The following is a 17734-nucleotide window of genomic DNA, read 5'->3' on the forward strand; positions in this document are numbered from 1 at the left end:
TCAGCGCTTCTCGAATACCGCGATGCTTTCCACGTGTGCGGTGTGCGGGAACATGTCCATGGCACCGGCGCTGACCAGGGTGAAGCCCTGTTCGTTGACCAGATAGCCGGCATCGCGTGCCAGCGAACCCGGGTGGCAGCTGACGTAGACGATGCGCTTGAACTGCTTCAGCGGCAGCTGCTGCAGCACTTCGATCGCGCCCGAGCGCGGCGGATCCAAGAGCAGCTTGTCGAAGCCCTGGCGCATCCACGGCGTGCTGCGCTGGTCCTGGGTGAGGTCGGCGCTGAAGAACTGGGCGTTGGTCAGGCCGTTGCGCTCGGCATTCTCACGGGCCCGCGCGACGAGGCCAGCATCACCTTCAACACCGACCACTTCGCGCACGCGGCGCGCCAGCGGCAGGGTGAAGTTGCCCAGGCCGCAGAACAGGTCCAGCACACGCTCGTCCTCACCCGGCTCCAGCAGGTCCAGGGCGTGGGCGATCATCTTCTCATTGAGCTTGGCGTTGACCTGGATGAAGTCCAACGGACGGAACGCCAGCTCCACGTCCCACGGCGCCAGCCGGAACGACAGCGGCACGCCCTGCCCGTCCAGCGGCTGCACGGTATCCACGCCACCGGACTGCAGGTAGATCACGAAGCCATGCTGCTGGCCGAAGGCGGCCCAGGCCACGCGGTCGGCATCGCTGAGCGGCTGCAGGTGGCGCACGGTCAGGACCACGGCCTGGTCGCCAGCGATGAATTCGATCTGCGGGATGTCACGCTTGCCATCGAGCGATTCGATGAAGGTGGACAGCGCCTCGACCTTGGTGCCGATCTCGGGGATCACGGTCAGGCACTGGCTGAGGTCGGCGACGAATCGCGGATCCTGTTCACGGAAGCCGACCAGGGTCTTGTCCTTCTTTTCGACCCGGCGCACCGAGAAGCGACCCTTGCGCCGGTAGCCCCAGCTCTCACCGACCAGCGGCGCCAGCACGGTGCCCGGCTTCACGTGGCCGATGCGCTCCAGGTTGTCCATCAGCACGCGCTGCTTGGCGACAATCTGCTGGTCTTCGTCCAGGTGCTGCAGCACGCAGCCGGCGCAGGTGCCGAAGTGCGGGCACTTCGGGGTGACGCGCTGCGGCGAGGCCTGCAGCACTTCCACCGTACGCGCTTCGTCGAAATGGCGGCTGCGGGCGGTCTGTTCGGCCATGACCACCTCGCCCGGCAGGGCGCCGCTGACGAAGGTGACCTTGCCGCCCTCGCCTTCACGGCGGGCGACACCGCGACCATCATGGCTGAGGTCGAGGATCTCGGTCTGGAACGGGGTACGGTCGATGCGGGAGCGGGATCGGGCCACGTGGCAACAGGCTGCGGGCAAAAATGGGGGCGTATTGTCGCAGATCCTGACCGGCAGGGTCCGGACCCGCTTGCGCCCGCCGCCGCTGTGCTTGATGATTGCAACAGCTGACATGGAGGCAGCCCTGATGCAGATGACCCCGCGGGCCAGCCGGCCCCGCTTCCTGCTTGTCGAGGACGACATCATCAGCCGCGGTTTTTTCAAGGCGGCGTTGGAAACGTTACCGGCGGACGTGGACACCGCAGACTCATTGGCCAGTGCCCTGGCCAGCGCCGAGCCCGGCGCGCATGACCTGTGGCTGATCGACGTCAACCTGCCTGACGGCAACGGCGCGCAGCTGCTGCGCGAACTGCGCCGTTCACATCCCGACACCCCGGCGTTGGCGCATACCGCCGACGGTGATACCTCGATCCATGCGCGCCTGCGCGAGGCCGGTTTCAGCGACACGCTGGTCAAGCCGCTGGGCCGCGACCAGCTGCTGAAGGCGGTGCGCCGCGCCCTGGTCAACAGTCCGGCCGGGATCGTCATGGCCCAGGCGCCGGCCGCGGTCGAGCTGCAGGTACAGGACTGGGACGAGACTGCGGCACTGGCCGCGCTCAATGGCCAGCGCAACCACCTGATCGCGCTGCGCGAGCTGTTCCTGGCCGAGCTGCCAGGCGTACGCGATGCGGTCGAGCAGGCGGTGGACCAGCATGACGAGCGCCAGCTGCGCAGCCAGTTGCATCGGCTGCAGGCGAGCTGTGGCTTCGTGGGCGCGGCGCGGTTGGGCCGGGCGGTGCGCCAGTTGCATCATGCGCCGGAGTCCGGGCAGGCCCAGGCGGGGTTCCGCGACGCGGTGGCTGCCCTGCTGCATTAACGGTTGTTCGGCAGGGCTGCGCCCTGCACCTGCCGAAGCCTTCAAGCCAGGGCAACGTCAAAGGCCAAAGCAGCATTCCGTGGGATGGCGGGGCACTGTGGGTTTGCGGGGACGGCGCAAGTACGTCCATGTAGCCTTGGTCGCCGCATCCATGCGGCTCACACCCCGCAAACCCACAGTGCCCCGCCTTCGATAGTTGGCCGGTGGCCAGTAGATCCACGCCATGCGTGGATGAATCTCAATCGGAATCAAATATTTCGAATTGAAATCGAAACGCATCCACGCATGGCGTGGCTCTACTGTGTCGACCAAGGTCGACACCCACCAGAGCAGAGTGCCGTTCCGACAGCTCGCGAGAAACTGTCGAAGGCGGGGTGGGTCCGGTTGCGGGGGCGTGAGCCGCATGGGTGCGGCGACCGAGCTTACATGGGTGAGGGCGCTTTGCTTGCGAAGCATTGCTTCGCAAGCGCCCGAACGCACAGCCGCCAGCGGCTGGGCCGGGCCCCGGAGGGGGACTTGCAGCGGCCCCCGCAACCGGACCCACCCCGCCTACCCACGGATAGCCAGCTTCTGCCGTTGACGTTGACGTTGACGTTGATTCGGCAGGTGCATGGCTGCAAGCCCTGCCGCCCCCCCCTCAACGCCTGGGAGCGAGCTGCTCGAGCATTTCCCAGGACTTCAGGCCGCGCGGCCCCAGGTGATGGGCCAGCACCCGCCGCATCGGCAGGCGCAGGCTGGCCAGGTCGGCGGCATCGGGCTCTTCATCGGCGGCCAGCGCCAGCAGCGCAGAACCCGTCGCGGCCGCCCGGCGTTCCCCACCGCGCTCGCTGAGCAGGCGCTGCGCGCCTTCCTGTGGGTCCAGTTCGTAGCGCGCGGCCGGGTCGATCGGCTGGCCGTCGCTGGCGCTGTCCAGATCGAAACCCAGGCCCAGCGCAGACAGCAGCTCGCGCTCAAACCGGCGCAGGGTCCAGGCCAGGCCGGCGCCCACGGCCAGCCGCGCGCGTGCCTCGCCGTAGGCCAGGTACAACTCCGGCAGCGGGTCCTGGCGCGGGGCCAGGCGCAGGGTCAATTCACTCAGATAGAAGCCGGCCAGCATCGCCTGGCCGACCAGGCGCGGGGCAGCATCCAGTGCCTCGGCACCCCGCAGCTGGGCCAATTCGCCCCGCTGCTGGGCACTGAAGCGGATCCACTGTAGCGGCTGCAGGGCCGCGCGCAGCACCTGTCCCTTGGCGGTGGATACGCCACGCGCGAGCAGGCCGATCCGGCCATGCTGCGCGCTCAGCACTTCGACCAGCAGGCTGGTCTCGCGATAGGCCCGTGCATGCAGCACGAAGCCGGTGTCGTCCTCGATCATCATCGAAGCGACTGCAACGGCTTACTCGTAACCGAAGGCCTTCAGTGCGGCCTCGTCGTCGGACCAGCCTTCACGCACGCGCACCCAGGTCTCCAGGAACACCTTGGCCCCGAACAGGCGCTCCATCTGCAGGCGGGACTTGGCCCCGATCTCCTTCAGGCGGGTACCACCCTTGCCGATCACGATCGCCTTCTGGCCCTCGCGCTCGACCCAGATCACCGCACCGATGCGCAGCAGGTTGCCATCTTCGGTGAAGCGCTCGATTTCCACGGTGGTGGCATACGGCAGCTCTTCGCCGAGCTGGCGCATCAGCTGTTCACGTACCAGTTCGCCGGCCAGGAAGCGCTGGCTGCGGTCGGTGATCTCGTCTTCGCCGAACATCGGCGGCGCTTCCGGCAGCAGCGCCAGTACGTCGCGTACCAGTGCTTCCAGGCCGTTGCGCTTCTGCGCCGAGATCGGATGCACCGACGAGAAATCGCGGCCGGCCGTGACTTCCTGCAGGAACGGCAACAGCGCGCCCTTGTCCTTCAGCCGGTCGATCTTGTTGACCACCAGCACCACCGGGATACCGGCGTCGCGCAGAACATTGAAGGCCAGGCTGTCTTCCTCGTCCCAGCGACCGGCTTCGATCACCAGCAGGCCGGCATCGACGCCTTCCAGCGAGCCGCGCGCGGCGCGGTTCATCACCCGGTTCATCGCCCGCTTCTGCACCTTGTGCAGGCCGGGGGTGTCGACCAGCACCAGCTGGCCTTCCGGATAGGTGGCGATGCCCAGCAGGCGATGGCGCGTGGTCTGCGGGCGGTTGGAAACGATGCTGACCTTGGCGCCGACCAGGGCATTGGTCAGGGTCGATTTGCCCACGTTCGGGCGGCCGATGACGGCCACGCTGCCGCAATGATGGGGAGTTTGTTCGCTCACTTGGAATCCAGTTGTTCTAGGACGGCCGCAGCCGCCTGTTGTTCGGCAAGCCGCCGCGAGGCGCCTTCGCCCTCGGTGCTGGCGGCCGGGTCGGCTACGATGCAGCGTACCCGGAAGTGCTTGGCATGGTCGTCACCGGATTCTGACACCAGTTCATACTGCGGCAACGCCTTCTGTCGGGCCTGCAGCCATTCCTGCAGGCGGGTCTTGGGGTCCTTCTCGGGCCGACCGGAAGCCGGCAGTGCCTCGATCGAAGCGCTGAACCAGGGCAGTACCACCGCCCGGCAGGCCTCGAAGCCGGCATCCAGGTAGATCGCGGCCACCACGGCTTCCACGGCGTCGGCCAGAATCGAGTCGCGACGATGACCGCCGGACTTCATTTCGCCCGGGCCCAGGGTCAGCCGTTCGCCGAGTTCCAGGGTGCGCCCGATCACCGCCAGCGCGCCTTCACGCACCAGCTCGGCACGGGCACGGGTCATCGCGCCTTCGTCGGCCTTGGGCCAGCGTCGGTACAACGCCTCGGCCGCCATCATGTTGACGATGCTGTCGCCGAGGAACTCCAGGCGCTCGTTGTGCGGCGCACCGGCACTGCGATGCGTCAGCGCCTGCTTGAGCAGGGCCGGGTCGCTGAAGGCATGACCGATCAGGTCGCCACGTTGGATGAATTTACTGGGCACCGCTTCGTGTCAGGTCCTGGGAAGAATCGAATTTGCCAACCACATCGAGGTTGCCGATCAGCTGACGGCGCACTTCGTAGTTGACCTTGAGGGTCCAGCCATTGTCGCGACGGTCGAACTTCACGTTGGCCGGCTTCACGTTGTCCGAATAGTTGATGTACAGGCGCTTGAAGAACAGATCCTGGATGCGCGCCGGCTCCATGCTGCCCACGCCCGGCTCGTTGGCCAGGCTCTTCATCGCCGAGCGCACCGCGTAGTACTCCTGGTACATCGGGAACAGCTTCATGCCGATGTAGAGGAAGAAGCCAACCACGATCAGGACCGTCAGGAACGAGGTCAGGGTCATGCCACGCTGCGTGTTCATCGTCTTCATTGCGTTCTCCCCAGATACGCGTTGGATGTGAAAATACTCAGTTGGTGCCCGCTCAGTTGATGCTCGAGCCGATCCGCGACGGCTCGAAGCCATCCTTGCAGAACCAGCCCTGGCAGTTCAGCCAGATCAGGAACGCCTTGCCACGCAGGTTCTCTTCCGGCAGCAGGCCCCAGAAACGGCCATCGTCGCTGTTGTCGCGGTTGTCGCCCATCACCAGGTACTTGCCGGCCGGCACGGTCCACTGGCCCTGGCCACGCGGATAGTCGGTCTCCAGCACCGTGTGGGTGCGGCCCGGCAGGTGCTCGACCAGCAGGTTGGCGCCCTCGCCCTGGCCCTTGTGGCCGGCGTAGATGCCCTTGTTGTCGTACTTCAGCGGCTCGCCGTTGAGGATCACGCCGTCGCCTTCGAAGACCACGGTGTCACCCGGCACGCCGATCACGCGCTTGATGAAGTTCTCGCCCTTGGCCGGATCGTTCTCGCCATGGCCGGGGAAGTGGAACACCACCACGTCACCACGCGAGGGCTCGCCCACCGGCACGAACTTGGTGTTGCTGATCGGCAGGCGCAGGCCGTAGGAGAACTTGTTGACCAGGATGAAATCGCCGATCAGCAGGTTCGGCATCATCGAGCTGGACGGGATCTTGTACGGCTCGGCAATGAAGCTGCGCACGATCAGCACGATCGCCAGCACCGGGAAGAACGCACGTGAGTAGTCCACCAGCACCGGCTCGGAATCGAGCAGACCCGCGCGCTGGGCGCGACGCTTGGCGAGGTACAGCTTGTCCGCGAGCAGGATCAGGCCCGAGGCCAGGGTCAGCACGACCAGGAGGATCTCAAACAGTTTCATTCAGGGTCCTTTGCAACGTCACCAGACGACCGGCCCCGCAGGGCCGGTGCGGGCTTACTTGTTGTCCATCTGCAGCACGGCCAGGAACGCTTCCTGCGGGATCTCCACGCGGCCGACCTGCTTCATGCGCTTCTTGCCTTCCTTCTGCTTTTCCAGAAGCTTCTTCTTGCGCGAAACGTCGCCACCATAGCACTTGGCCAGCACGTTCTTGCGCATGGCCTTGACCGTGGTACGGGCGATGATCTGCGAGCCGACGGCGGCCTGGATGGCCACGTCGAACATCTGGCGCGGGATCAGGTCCTTCATCTTTTCGCACAGCTCGCGGCCGCGACGGTCGGCATGGCTGCGGTGCACGATCAGCGACAGTGCATCGACCTTGTCACCGTTGATCAGTACGTCCACGCGCACGAACGGGCCTGCGTCGAAGCGCACGAAGTGGTAGTCCAGCGAGGCATAGCCACGGCTGACCGACTTCAGCTTGTCGAAGAAGTCCAGCACCACCTCGGCCATCGGCAGCTCGTAGCTGATCTGCACCTGGCTGCCCAGGTAGTTGATGCCGATCTGGCTGCCGCGCTTCTCTTCGCACAGCTTGATGATGTTGCCGATGTACTCCTCGGGGGTGAGCACGTTGGCACGGATGATCGGCTCGCGGATCTCCTCGACCTGGTTCACCGGCGGCAGCTTGGCCGGGTTGTCCATGTTGATGATCGAGCCATCGGTCTTCAGGACTTCATACACCACCGTCGGCGCGGTGCTGATCAGGTCCAGGTTGTATTCGCGCTCCAGGCGCTCCTGCACGATTTCCATGTGCAGCATGCCGAGGAAGCCGCAGCGGAAGCCGAAGCCCATCGCCTCGGAGCTTTCCGGCTCGAAACGCAGCGCGGCATCGTTCAGGCGCAGCTTGTCCAGCGCTTCGCGCAGGTCCGGGTAGTCCTCGGCATCGACCGGGAACAGACCGGCGAACACGCGCGGCTGCATTTCCTGGAAGCCCGGCAGCGGCTTCGGTGCCGGGTCGCCGGCCAGGGTCAGGGTGTCGCCGACCGGCGCACCGTGCACGTCCTTGATGCTGGCGGTGACCCAACCCACTTCACCTGCACGCAGCGCCGGCAGCACCTTGCGCTTCGGGGTGAACACGCCGACGTTGTCGACCTGGTGGTTGCGGCCGGTGGACATCACCTGCAGCTTGTCACCTGCCTTGATCTCGCCCTGCATCACGCGCACCAGCGAGACCACACCCAGGTAGTTGTCGAACCAGGAGTCGATGATCAGCGCCTGCAGCTTGTCGGTGTCGCGCGGCTTCGGCGGCGGGATGCGATGCACGATCGCTTCCAGCACGTCCTGCACGTTCAGGCCGGTCTTGGCACTGACCGGCACGGCGTCGGAGGCGTCGATGCCGATCACGGCCTCGATCTCGGCCTTGGCGCGCTCGATGTCGGCGGTGGGCAGGTCGATCTTGTTGATCACCGGCACCACTTCCAGGCCCTGCTCCACGGCGGTGTAGCAGTTGGCCACCGACTGCGCTTCCACGCCCTGGGCCGCATCGACCACCAGCAGCGCGCCTTCGCAGGCGGCCAGCGAGCGGCTGACTTCATAGGAGAAGTCGACGTGGCCGGGGGTGTCGATGAAGTTCAGATGGTAGGTCTGCCCGTCCTTGGCCAGGTACGGCAGCGACACTGACTGCGCCTTGATCGTGATGCCACGCTCGCGCTCGATCGGGTTGGAGTCGAGCACCTGCGCTTCCATCTCGCGGGCCTGCAGGCCACCACAGAGCTGGATGATGCGGTCGGCCAGCGTGGACTTGCCGTGGTCGACATGGGCGATGATGGAGAAGTTGCGGATGTTCCGCATCGAATCAGAAGACATAGGTGGCGGCGGCGCGCGGCGTCGTCAGGGTAACGGTCGATTATCGCATGCCCGGCGCCCGCCCGCGAAAACGGCCTCATCGGACCGGGCCCGGAATGGCCGAAGCCCCGCCAGGGCGGGGCTTCGGGGAAAAGGCGGGGCCGCCGAAGCGGCCCCGGCAGGCCTTACTGGCCGGCCTTGACCGCGACGAACGCGCTGTTGCCGCTGCCGGTGCGCACCAGCAGCATCACCACGTCGCCCTTCTTGTAGCTGGAAAGCGCACGGTTCAGCGCGTCCACGCTGCCGACCTGGGTGCTGGCCACCTGCAGGATCACCATGCCCGGAGACAGGCCCGCATCACGCGCGCCCTGGCCCTTGACCCCGGTGATGCGCACGCCTTCGCCCGATTCCAGGCCCAGCTGCTTGCGCTGCGGTGCGGTCAGGTCACTGACGTCCAGCCCCAGCAGGGCATTGGCGCCGGCCTGCGGAGCCGCATCGCTGTCGCCGGTGGCCGGGCCACGTGAACCGGCCTGCCCGTCTTCGGTCAGTGCGGTCAGGGTGGCGCTGAGGTCGCGCGGCTTGCCATCACGGATCACGCCCAGGGTGACCCGGCTGCCCGGTGCCATCGCGCCGATCAGCGGCGGCAGGTCGGACCAGCTGTTGACCGGCGCGCCGTTCACCGAACGGATCACATCGCCGATCTTCACCCCGGCCCGGGCTGCAGCCGAGTCCGGCACGATCTGGTTGACCAGGGCGCCGCGGCTGTCCGGCAGGCCCATCGCCTGCGCCTTCAGCCCGTCGATTTCCTGCACCACCGCGCCGAGCTGGCCACGGGTGACCTTGCCGGTCTTCTTGATCTGCTCGACCGCGCTCATCGCCAGGTCGATGGGGATCGCGAAGCTGATGCCCATGTAGCCGCCCGAGGCGGAGAAGATCTGCGAGTTGATGCCGACCACTTCGCCACGGGTGTTCAGCAGCGGGCCACCGGAGTTGCCCTGGTTGATCGCCACGTCGGTCTGGATGAAGGGCACGTAGCGCTGGTCCGGACCACCTGTGCTGCGGCCGAGGGCGCTGACCACGCCGGCAGTGACCGAGTGGTCGAGGCCGAACGGCGAACCGATCGCGACCACCCACTGACCCGGCTTGAGGGAGTTGGAGTCGCCAACCCGCACGGTCGGCAGGTTCTTGCCGTCGATTTTCAGCAGTGCCACGTCGTACTGCTGGTCGCTGCCCACCACTTTCGCGGTGAACTCACGGCGGTCACCCAGCTTGACCTTCACCTCGCTGGCATCGGCCACCACGTGGTAGTTGGTCAGCACATAGCCATCGGGCGAGATGATGAAGCCCGAGCCCATGCCGCGGCCCTTGATGCTGGGGCCACCGTCCGGACCGCCCGGGCCCTGCCCCGGCATCGGGAAATCCGGGCCGAAGAAGCGGCGGAAGAACTCCGGCATGTCATCGTCGCCGCCCATCGGGCCCCGCGAGGCCTGGCGGTTGTTGCGGACGATGGTGGTGTCGACGTTGACCACGCCAGGCCCGACCTGTTCGACCAGATTGGTGAAGTCAGGCAGGCCCGTGACCAGCGGCTGGGCCGGGGCCCGCGGCGCGGCGGCCGGCGCGGCCTGGGTCTGGGCGGCCGGAGCCGGGGCCTGCGCGCAGGCCACCAACGGCAGGGTCAGGGCCAGCAGGCCCATGGCCTGCGTGCGGAGTCGGGGAGTCATCGGACGGCAACCTCCGGATCGGATGGAAAGAGGAATACGGGCCCCGCCGACGGCGGGGCGTGAAAGCGCCCGGCTCAGTCGCGCGGGCGCGGCGGCACCGGCAGGTCGTCCTGCAGGCGCGGCTCGAACGGGTAGAACGCGGCGCCCCCGGCGTGGGCCGGGAAGCTCGCATTGAGCGCGCCACCGCCAGCGGGCGCCAGGCTGGAGCGCGGCCACGGTCGCGCCTGCAGGCCACCAACCTCACCGAACGGCATGTTGCGGCTGGCATTGTTGGCCGGCACGGTCGGGGTCAGCGGCGCCTGTGCAGCGGCCACAGCGCGTTGCGGCATGTCCTCGCGCTGGGCGGCACGCGCGGCCTGCTGGCTGCGGGTAGCGCTGGCGCGACGGGTGTCCTGGCGTCGGCTGGCCGCGGCCATGGCCACTGCCGGTACACCGGCCACGGCCATTGCGGCGGTATCCACCGACGCTTCGGTTACCGGAGCCGGCGTCGTCGGCGCCGGAGCGGGCGCAAGTTCGGCCTGGCTGGCGATCACCTGCGGTGCCAGCGGCTCGCCCGGGGTGGCCTCTTTCAGCTTCTCGCCGCCCATGAACAGCGCCACCGCCGCCACCGAGGCGGCCAGTGCGGCGCCACCGCCCCAGGCCCGCCAACCGCTGCGGCGCACCTCGCGGCGCGGCTCGGCCTGCGGCGCCGGTTCGGCAGCGATGGCGGCGGCCACGGCCGCGCTGAAGCCGGCCGGCGCCAGCGCCGAGGCCTGCCCGCGCATCACGTCACCCAGCAGCTGCCAGCGTTCCTGGCAGCCGGCCAGCTCGGGGTCGTGCTCCATCCGGCGCAGCAGGAAGCGCGCTTCATCGGCGCCCAGCTCGCCATCGACCAGGGCCGACAGCTGTTCGCGATGGCGCTGGTCCAGGCGCTGCCCGGCGGGCGATTGGTGGTTCTGCGATTCGTTGAACGGATTACTGGTCATACGCGGCTCTTCTCACGGGTGGCGCTGCCGATGTCCAACAGCGGCCGGAGTTCGGTGTCGATCGCCTCGCGCGCCCGGAAGATCCGTGAACGCACGGTGCCGATCGGGCACCCCATTTTCTGCGCGATATCTTCGTAACTCAGGCCTTCCACCTCGCGCAGGGTGATCGCCAACCGGAGTTCTTCCGGCAGCGCATTGACGGCCTTCATCACCGTCTGTTCCAGTTCCTGGCGCATCAACTCGCGTTCGGGCGTATCGGTGTCGCGCAAGCGCGTCCCGCTGTCGAACTGTTCGGCGTCACCGATGTCGATGTCATCGGTCGGCGGCCGTCGATTGTGTGAAGCCAGGTAGTTTTTGGCGGTATTCACGGCGATTCGATGCAACCAGGTTGAGAACTGGGCATCGCCGCGGAAACTTCCGATCGCGCGGTACGCACGGATGAAAGTGTCCTGGGCGACGTCCTGACATTCGCTCCAGTCGGCGATGTAGCGACCGACCAGGGCCACCACGCGATGCTGGTACTTGCGCACCAGGACATCGAACGCGGCGCTCTCGCCGTGCTGCACGCGCCGGACCAGTTCCAGATCCAGCTCCTGAGGTGTATCAACATCGGCCATGAGGGGCCGCACTCCTGTCAGCCCAACCGACGTCGGGCAATGAGACTGCCAATCCCGGGAAAAGTTCAGTCGCCGATCACCTGGCGCCGCACCAGCTTTTAACCACCGTTCCGTTAGCGTCCCGGTCCACGGCCATGGATCCGGGGTCGCCACTCCCCTGCTATTGGGATTTGACGCGGGGGAAACAACCTCTGGATCATAGCCGCTTCTCCATACACAACCGGATGGAACGTCCATGCTCTCAGGCTTCGATGGTCTCCGCTTCAGCCACTGGCACCCCGAGATCCGCGACGACGGCGTGGTGGTTCTCTCCCTGGATCGTCAGGACAGCAGCGTCAACGCCATGTCGCAGGACGTGCTGCTGGAACTGGGCGACCTGCTCGAGCGCATTGCACTGGACCCGCCCAAGGGCGTGGTGATCCAGTCGCTGAAGAAGGCCGGCTTCATTGCCGGTGCCGACCTGAAGGAGTTCCAGGAGTTCGACCGCCGCGGCACCGTCAACGACGCCATCCGTCGCGGCCAGGCCACCTACCAGAAGCTGGCTGAGCTGCCCTGCCCGACCGTGGCAGCCATTCACGGCCACTGCCTGGGCGGCGGTACCGAGCTGGCGCTGGCCTGCCGCTACCGCGTGGCCTCCAATGACAGCAGCACCCGCATCGGCCTGCCGGAGACCCAGCTGGGCATCTTCCCGGGCTGGGGTGGCAGCGCGCGCCTGCCGCAGCTGGTCGGCGCACCGGCGGCGATGGACATGATGCTGACCGGCCGCACCCTGTCGGCCTCGGCCGCGCGCGGCATCGGCCTGGTCGACAAGGTGGTGGCACCGGCGGTGGTGCTCGACACCGCCGTCGCGCTGGCGCTGTCCGGCACCACCCGCCCGTTCAAGCAGCGCGCGACGGCCTGGGCCACCAACACCTGGCTGGCCCGCACCCTGCTGGCACCGCAGATGGTCAAGCAGGTCGCGCGCAAGGCCAAGAAGGACCAGTACCCGGCGCCCTACGCGCTGATCAGCACCTGGCAGCGCAGCGGCGGCAAGCCGATCCAGGCGCGCCTGGATGCCGAGCGGCGTGCCGTGGTGAAGCTGGCCAGCACGCCGACCGCGCGCAACCTGATCCGCATTTTCTTCCTGACCGAGCGCCTGAAGGGCCTCGGCGGTGGTGATTCCGGCATCCGCCACGTGCACGTGGTCGGCGCCGGCGTGATGGGCGGTGATATCGCCGCGTGGGCCGCCTACAAGGGCTTCGAGGTGACCCTGCAGGACCGCGAGCAGCGCTTCATCGACCCGGCCATGGAACGCGCGCAGGCGCTGTTCGCCAAGAAGGTGCGCGACGAGAGCAAGCGTCCCGCGGTGGCCGCGCGCCTGCGTGCCGACCTGGAAGGCAGCGGCGTGGCCGAGGCCGATCTGGTGATCGAGGCGATCATCGAGAACCCGGAAGCCAAGCGCGCGCTGTACCAGACGCTGGAACCGAAGATGAAGCTGGATGCGCTGCTGACCACCAACACCTCGTCGATTCCGCTGGTGGAGCTGCGCGACCACATCCAGCGCCCGGCACAGTTCGCTGGCCTGCACTACTTCAACCCGGTCGCGCAGATGCCGCTGGTGGAAATCATCCATCACGACGGCATGGCGCCTGAGACCGAACGTCGCCTGGCCGCGTTCTGCAAGGCACTGGGCAAGTTCCCGGTGCCGGTGGCCGGCAGCCCGGGCTTCCTGGTCAACCGCGTGCTGTTCCCGTACATGCTGGAAGCCGCCACTGCCTACGCCGAAGGCATCCCGGGCCCGGTGATCGACAGGGCGGCGGTGAAGTTCGGCATGCCGATGGGCCCGATCGAACTGATCGATACCGTGGGCCTGGACGTAGCCGCCGGTGTCGGCCGCGAACTGGCACCGTTCCTGGGCCTGCAGATTCCGGCCGCGCTGCAGACGGTGGAACCGGACAAGCGCGGCAAGAAGGATGGCCAGGGCATCTACACCTGGGAGAACGGCAAGCCGAAGAAGCCGGACGTGGCCAGCGATTACCAGGCCCCGGCCGATCTGGAGGACCGCCTGATCCTGCCGCTGTTGAACGAAGCGGTGGCCTGCCTGCACGAAGGCGTGGTGGCCGATGCGGACCTGCTGGATGCCGGCGTGATCTTCGGCACCGGCTTCGCACCGTTCCGCGGTGGTCCGATCCAGCACATCCGCGCGGTGGGTGCCGACGCGATCGTCGAGCGGTTGAAGGCGCTGCAGCAGCGCCATGGTGACCGTTTCGCACCGCGCCCGGGCTGGGACAACCCCGCCCTGCGCGAACCGGTGGTGTGAGTTGATCGGCCGGGCCTGCGGCCCGGCACCCGCAGAGGCAACGTCAAGTTCCACAGCAGAAGCCAGAGCCAAAGCGGCTCTGGCTTTTCTGTTTGTTGGGCGGGGCGGTGTCGGGTTGCGGGGACGCCGTAAACCCGTCCCTGGGGGCTTGGCCGCGGCATCCATGCCGCGGACACCCCGCAACCCGACACCGCCCCACCCCTGACAGTTTCCCGATGACGGTCGGTGAACTGCGATTCTGGTGGGAATCGCTACGAACTGGTGGGTGGCTACCTTGGTTGCCACAAGGAGCGAAGCGACCGGCGTTTGATTTTGATTTTCTTTTTTCTTCTCCGTGGCTGGACAGCACACGGAAACTGTCAGAGGCCGGGCGGGTGGGTGGCGCAGGACCGTTGGCGCCATGGATGGCGCCATCGAGCCCCCATGGACGGGTTTACGGCGTGTCCTGCGCCTCCCACCCGCCCGGCCAAGCGCGGCTTTTGCTTTACGCGACCACCCCCACAGCCACGAGGGGCTGCGCCGTTGGCTGGAACAACCTGTTACCCATACGGGGCATGTCCCCGTCACAGCTGCATGCGATGCTGATCACCTGATCCCTGCCAGCGAGAACGCCCGCATGACCACCATCATCGCCCCGCGCGTGCACGACATCGGCGGCCTCGAAGTCCGCCGGGCCGTCCCGACCCTGCAGGCCCGCAGCATCGGCTCGTTCGTGTTCGTCGACCAGATGGGCCCGGCACTCATGCATCCCGGCACCGCCATCGACGTGCGCCCGCATCCGCATATCGGCCTGGCCACCGTCACCTATCTGTGGTCGGGCGCGATCGGCCACCGCGACACGCTGGGTTCGGACCAGGTGATCCGTCCCGGTGACGTCAACTGGATGACCGCCGGCCGCGGCATCGCCCATTCCGAGCGCACGCCGCAACCTGACCGCGATCACGACAACCCGATCCACGGCATGCAGACCTGGGTCGCGCTGCCGAAGTCGCACGAGGAAATCGAACCGGCGTTCTACCACCACGCCGCTGCCACCCTGCCCGAGCAGCGCCGCAATGGCGCATGGCTGCGCGTCATTGCCGGCCGCGCCTACGGCGAAGAATCGCCGGTGAAGGTGTTCGCCGATACGCTCAACGTGGCGATCGACCTCGACCCGGATGCGGAAATCGATATCGACAACGGCCACCGCGAGCGCGCGCTGTACATCCTCGAAGGCGACGCGCAGCTGGATGGCGTGGACATCCCTGCCCAGCACCTGGTGATCCCCGAGGCTGGTGCGCGTGGCCGCCTGCGCGCAAAGACGCCGGTGAAGGCGATGTTGTTCGGTGGCGAGCCGCTGGATGGCCCGCGTCACCTGTGGTGGAACTTCGTGTCCAGCTCGAAGGAACGTATCGAACAGGCCAAGCACGACTGGGAGGCCGGCCGCTTCGGCACCATTCCGGGCGACGACAAGGAATTCATCCCGCTGCCGCAGTACTGAACATCGCGTGTTGCACACATCCGAAGGTGTATCCCTGCACCCGGCGTTGACACTACAGTCACCCGCTGATCATTGAAATGTGACATAAATCACACTTTCGACCGTCAAAGGAGTGCAACACATGAGCATGGGTAAACGCTTGTCCGCCGAGTTCCTCGGCACGTTCTGGCTGGTTCTGGGTGGCTGTGGCAGTGCCGTGCTGGCCGCCAAGTTCGGCGGTGACGGCAATCCGCTGGGTATCGGTTTCCTCGGCGTTGCGCTGGCCTTCGGCCTGACCGTGGTAACCGGCGCCTATGCGTTCGGCCATATCTCCGGCGCGCACTTCAATCCGGCGGTCAGTGTCGGCCTGTGGGCCGGCGGTCGTTTCCCGACCAAGGACCTGATCCCGTACATCATCGCCCAGGTCGCCGGCGGCCTGCTGGCCGGCTTCATCCTGCTGCAGATCGCATCGGGCGCCAGCGGCTTCGCCATTGATGGCAGCCAGGCCGGTGCATTCGCCAGCAACGGCTACGGCGCGCTGTCCCCCGGCGGCTACAGCGTGGCCGCGGCCTTCCTGTGCGAAGTGGTGCTGACCGCCGTGTTCCTGATCGTGATCATGGGCGCCACCCACGGCAAGGCACCGGCCGGGTTCGCCCCGCTGGCGATCGGCCTGTCACTGACCCTGATCCACCTGATCAGCATCCCGGTCACCAACACCTCGGTGAACCCGGCCCGTTCCACGGCGGTGGCCTTCTTCGCCGGCAGCGGCGCGGTCAGCCAGCTGTGGCTGTTCTGGGTTGCCCCGCTGCTGGGCGGCGCGATCGGCGGCATCATCTACAAGTGGATCGGCAACGACCGCTGAGGCCCGTGCGGACCATTGCGGCCGACCATCGGTCGCAATGGTTACGCGTGTAACCGCGATTTGTGCGATCGCTCACGTTCCGTTAAGGTTGAGTTGACCGTCCGTGCACATGCCGGCCGGGGCGGCATCCGGGGATGGGATGCCAAGGCTGCCGGTCCATCCGGCGGAGCCAACGACACACCACCTTGGGGGATGCATGAAGTTCGCGCCTGTAGTGTTGTCGAGCCTGCTGTTCGCGGTGGCCCAGGCCGCCGCGCAGGCTCCCACCGAATGTCCTTCATTGCCGGCCAGCAGCGGCCTGCAGTGGCAACAGCAGGCACAGGCCGATTTCCTGGTCTGCCGCGCCAGCACCGGCGATGGTCGCGAGGTACTGAGCCTGATGCTCAGTGCGCGCGATCCAAACCTTCCATTGAACCGCTCGCTGCGCCAGGAAAAGGGCAGCTTCGGCGGTGAATCGCTGTACTGGTACCAGCCAGATCTGGGTGGCCAGCAGCCGCCGGGCTATGCCGAGCGTCGCATCAGTGTGGTCAAGCTCGACAAAGGGCGTTACGCGCAGATTTCGCTGTATCCGGACAGCGCGCAGGAACTGGGCTCGCTGCAGCAGCTGGCGCAGGGCATGAGCCTGACTCCGTCGGCCGTGGCCGCGGGGCGCTGAAGGTGACGGGGATGACTGCCTGGCAGCATCCCCGCCGCATCCAATGCGCTGGACATCCGCCGGGCATGGCCCGGCGTCCCCCCTCAGAACTTGCCTTCCTGGAAATCGACGAAGGCCTGCATCAGTTCCTGCCGCGTGTTCATCACGAACGGGCCATGCCGCATCACCGGCTCGCGCAGCGGACGGCCGGCCACCAGGATCAACCGCGCACCTTCGCTGCCGGCCGAGAGGTGCAACTGCTCGCCACCGCCCAGCACCGCCAGTTCCTGGCGTGCAACGTCGCGCGCGGCGTCCTGCTCACCCACGGTCATCGCACCTTCGAACACGTAGGCGAACGCGTTGTGCCCCTCCGGCAGCGCATAGGTCCAGGCCCGGTCGGGCGACAGCGTGATGTCGAGGTAGAGCGGATCGGTGGCCGGCTGCACGATCGGGCCATCGGTGCCGTCCACGCTGCCGGCAATCACCTTCACCTCCACGCCCGGCTCCGGGTGCACCACGGGAATGCGCTCGGGTGCGAATTCCTGGTACTTCGGCTCGGTCATCTTCTCCTTCGCCGGCAGGTTCACCCACAGCTGGAACCCGCGCATCTGCCCGCTTTCCTGCTCGGGCATCTCCGAATGCACCAGGCCACGGCCAGCGGTCATCCACTGCACGCTGCCCGGGGTCAGCAAGCCTTCGTTGCCATGGTTGTCGCGATGCCGCATGCGCCCGTCGAGCATGTAGGTGACGGTCTCGAAACCACGGTGCGGGTGTTCCGGGAAGCCGGCGATGTAGTCCTCGGCGCGGTCGGTACCGAACTCATCAAGCAGCAGGAACGGATCCAGGTCGGGCAGCGTCGGGCCGCCGATGACGCGGGTCAGGCGCACGCCGGCACCGTCGGAGGTGGGCATGCCACGGATGGTGCGCAGTACGCGGACCGGTTCGGGAAAGCTCATGGCGACTCCTGTTGGATGG

General features: G+C 67.0%; 16 protein-coding genes. 5 read left to right on the forward strand and 11 right to left on the reverse strand.

Translation table 11 applies throughout. From position 1 onward, the window contains the following. Positions 1-1335, reverse strand: coding sequence for a 23S rRNA (uracil(1939)-C(5))-methyltransferase RlmD (rlmD, locus tag ACZK4Z_RS16515; RefSeq protein ID WP_125895832.1), 1335 nt, complete (start codon positions 1333-1335; stop codon positions 1-3). Between the two features lie 127 nt (positions 1336-1462). Here rlmD and ACZK4Z_RS16520 point away from each other — a divergent pair, with 127 nt between their 5' ends. Next, the gene (locus ACZK4Z_RS16520; RefSeq protein ID WP_032129364.1) at positions 1463-2191 is read left to right on the forward strand and encodes a response regulator; all 729 of its coding nucleotides are present in this window, start codon (positions 1463-1465) and stop codon (positions 2189-2191) included. A gap of 637 nt (positions 2192-2828) precedes the next feature. Here ACZK4Z_RS16520 and recO read toward each other — a convergent pair. From recO to rpoE, 9 genes are all read right to left on the reverse strand, one after another. Continuing rightward, positions 2829-3548: a DNA repair protein RecO gene (recO, locus tag ACZK4Z_RS16525; protein ID WP_032129846.1), complete on the reverse strand. Its 720-nt coding sequence runs from the start codon at positions 3546-3548 to the stop codon at positions 2829-2831. Positions 3549-3566: 18 nt separating this feature from the next. Continuing rightward, a complete protein-coding gene (gene era, locus ACZK4Z_RS16530; RefSeq protein WP_006382863.1) occupies positions 3567-4463 on the reverse strand; it encodes a GTPase Era in 897 nt (298 codons plus the stop codon). Continuing rightward, entirely contained in the window at positions 4460-5140 is a 681-nt protein-coding gene (gene rnc, locus ACZK4Z_RS16535; RefSeq protein WP_012511808.1) for a ribonuclease III, read from the reverse strand. The genes era and rnc overlap by 4 nt, the downstream gene beginning before the upstream one ends. Continuing rightward, a complete protein-coding gene (locus ACZK4Z_RS16540; protein ID WP_010482821.1) occupies positions 5130-5513 on the reverse strand; it encodes a DUF4845 domain-containing protein in 384 nt (127 codons plus the stop codon). The genes rnc and ACZK4Z_RS16540 overlap by 11 nt, the downstream gene beginning before the upstream one ends. Before the next feature lie 52 nt (positions 5514-5565). Continuing rightward, the gene (gene lepB / locus ACZK4Z_RS16545) at positions 5566-6360 is read right to left on the reverse strand and encodes a signal peptidase I (RefSeq protein ID WP_032129848.1); all 795 of its coding nucleotides are present in this window, start codon (positions 6358-6360) and stop codon (positions 5566-5568) included. Positions 6361-6414: 54 nt separating this feature from the next. After that, positions 6415-8208, reverse strand: coding sequence for a translation elongation factor 4 (gene lepA, locus ACZK4Z_RS16550; protein ID WP_032129849.1), 1794 nt, complete (start codon positions 8206-8208; stop codon positions 6415-6417). Between the two features lie 179 nt (positions 8209-8387). Further along, positions 8388-9923, reverse strand: a complete 1536-nt coding sequence (locus ACZK4Z_RS16555; protein ID WP_032129850.1) for a DegQ family serine endoprotease — start codon at positions 9921-9923, stop codon at positions 8388-8390. A 74-nt stretch (positions 9924-9997) separates the two neighbouring features. After that, the gene (locus tag ACZK4Z_RS16560; protein WP_125895916.1) at positions 9998-10888 is read right to left on the reverse strand and encodes a sigma-E factor negative regulatory protein; all 891 of its coding nucleotides are present in this window, start codon (positions 10886-10888) and stop codon (positions 9998-10000) included. Beyond that, complete coding sequence (rpoE, locus tag ACZK4Z_RS16565; protein ID WP_010482816.1) at positions 10885-11505, reverse strand: RNA polymerase sigma factor RpoE; 621 nt, start codon at positions 11503-11505, stop codon at positions 10885-10887. The genes ACZK4Z_RS16560 and rpoE overlap by 4 nt, the downstream gene beginning before the upstream one ends. A 235-nt stretch (positions 11506-11740) precedes the next feature. Between rpoE and ACZK4Z_RS16570 the strand changes: the two genes are divergently transcribed. The 4 genes from ACZK4Z_RS16570 to ACZK4Z_RS16585 all read left to right on the forward strand — a co-directional run bounded on the left by ACZK4Z_RS16570 (position 11741) and on the right by ACZK4Z_RS16585 (position 16780). Continuing rightward, positions 11741-13804, forward strand: a complete 2064-nt coding sequence (locus ACZK4Z_RS16570; protein ID WP_049401338.1) for a 3-hydroxyacyl-CoA dehydrogenase NAD-binding domain-containing protein — start codon at positions 11741-11743, stop codon at positions 13802-13804. Positions 13805-14420: 616 nt separating this feature from the next. Then, the gene (locus tag ACZK4Z_RS16575) at positions 14421-15284 is read left to right on the forward strand and encodes a pirin family protein (RefSeq protein ID WP_032129853.1); all 864 of its coding nucleotides are present in this window, start codon (positions 14421-14423) and stop codon (positions 15282-15284) included. 121 nt (positions 15285-15405) lie between these two features. Continuing rightward, positions 15406-16125 carry an aquaporin Z gene (gene aqpZ, locus ACZK4Z_RS16580; protein ID WP_032129854.1) on the forward strand — a complete coding sequence of 240 codons (720 nt, stop codon included), beginning with the start codon at positions 15406-15408 and terminating at the stop codon, positions 16123-16125. A gap of 196 nt (positions 16126-16321) precedes the next feature. Further along, complete coding sequence (locus tag ACZK4Z_RS16585) at positions 16322-16780, forward strand: hypothetical protein (protein ID WP_032129855.1); 459 nt, start codon at positions 16322-16324, stop codon at positions 16778-16780. Between the two features lie 83 nt (positions 16781-16863). On the opposite strand, the gene ACZK4Z_RS16590 is transcribed toward ACZK4Z_RS16585, so the two are convergent. Then, positions 16864-17715 (reverse strand): pirin family protein, encoded by an 852-nt coding sequence (locus ACZK4Z_RS16590; RefSeq protein WP_125895857.1) that lies wholly within the window; start codon positions 17713-17715, stop codon positions 16864-16866. Positions 17716-17734 lie beyond the last annotated feature (19 nt).

It is taken from the genome of Stenotrophomonas sp. 71799_Sma, from assembly GCF_056482505.1.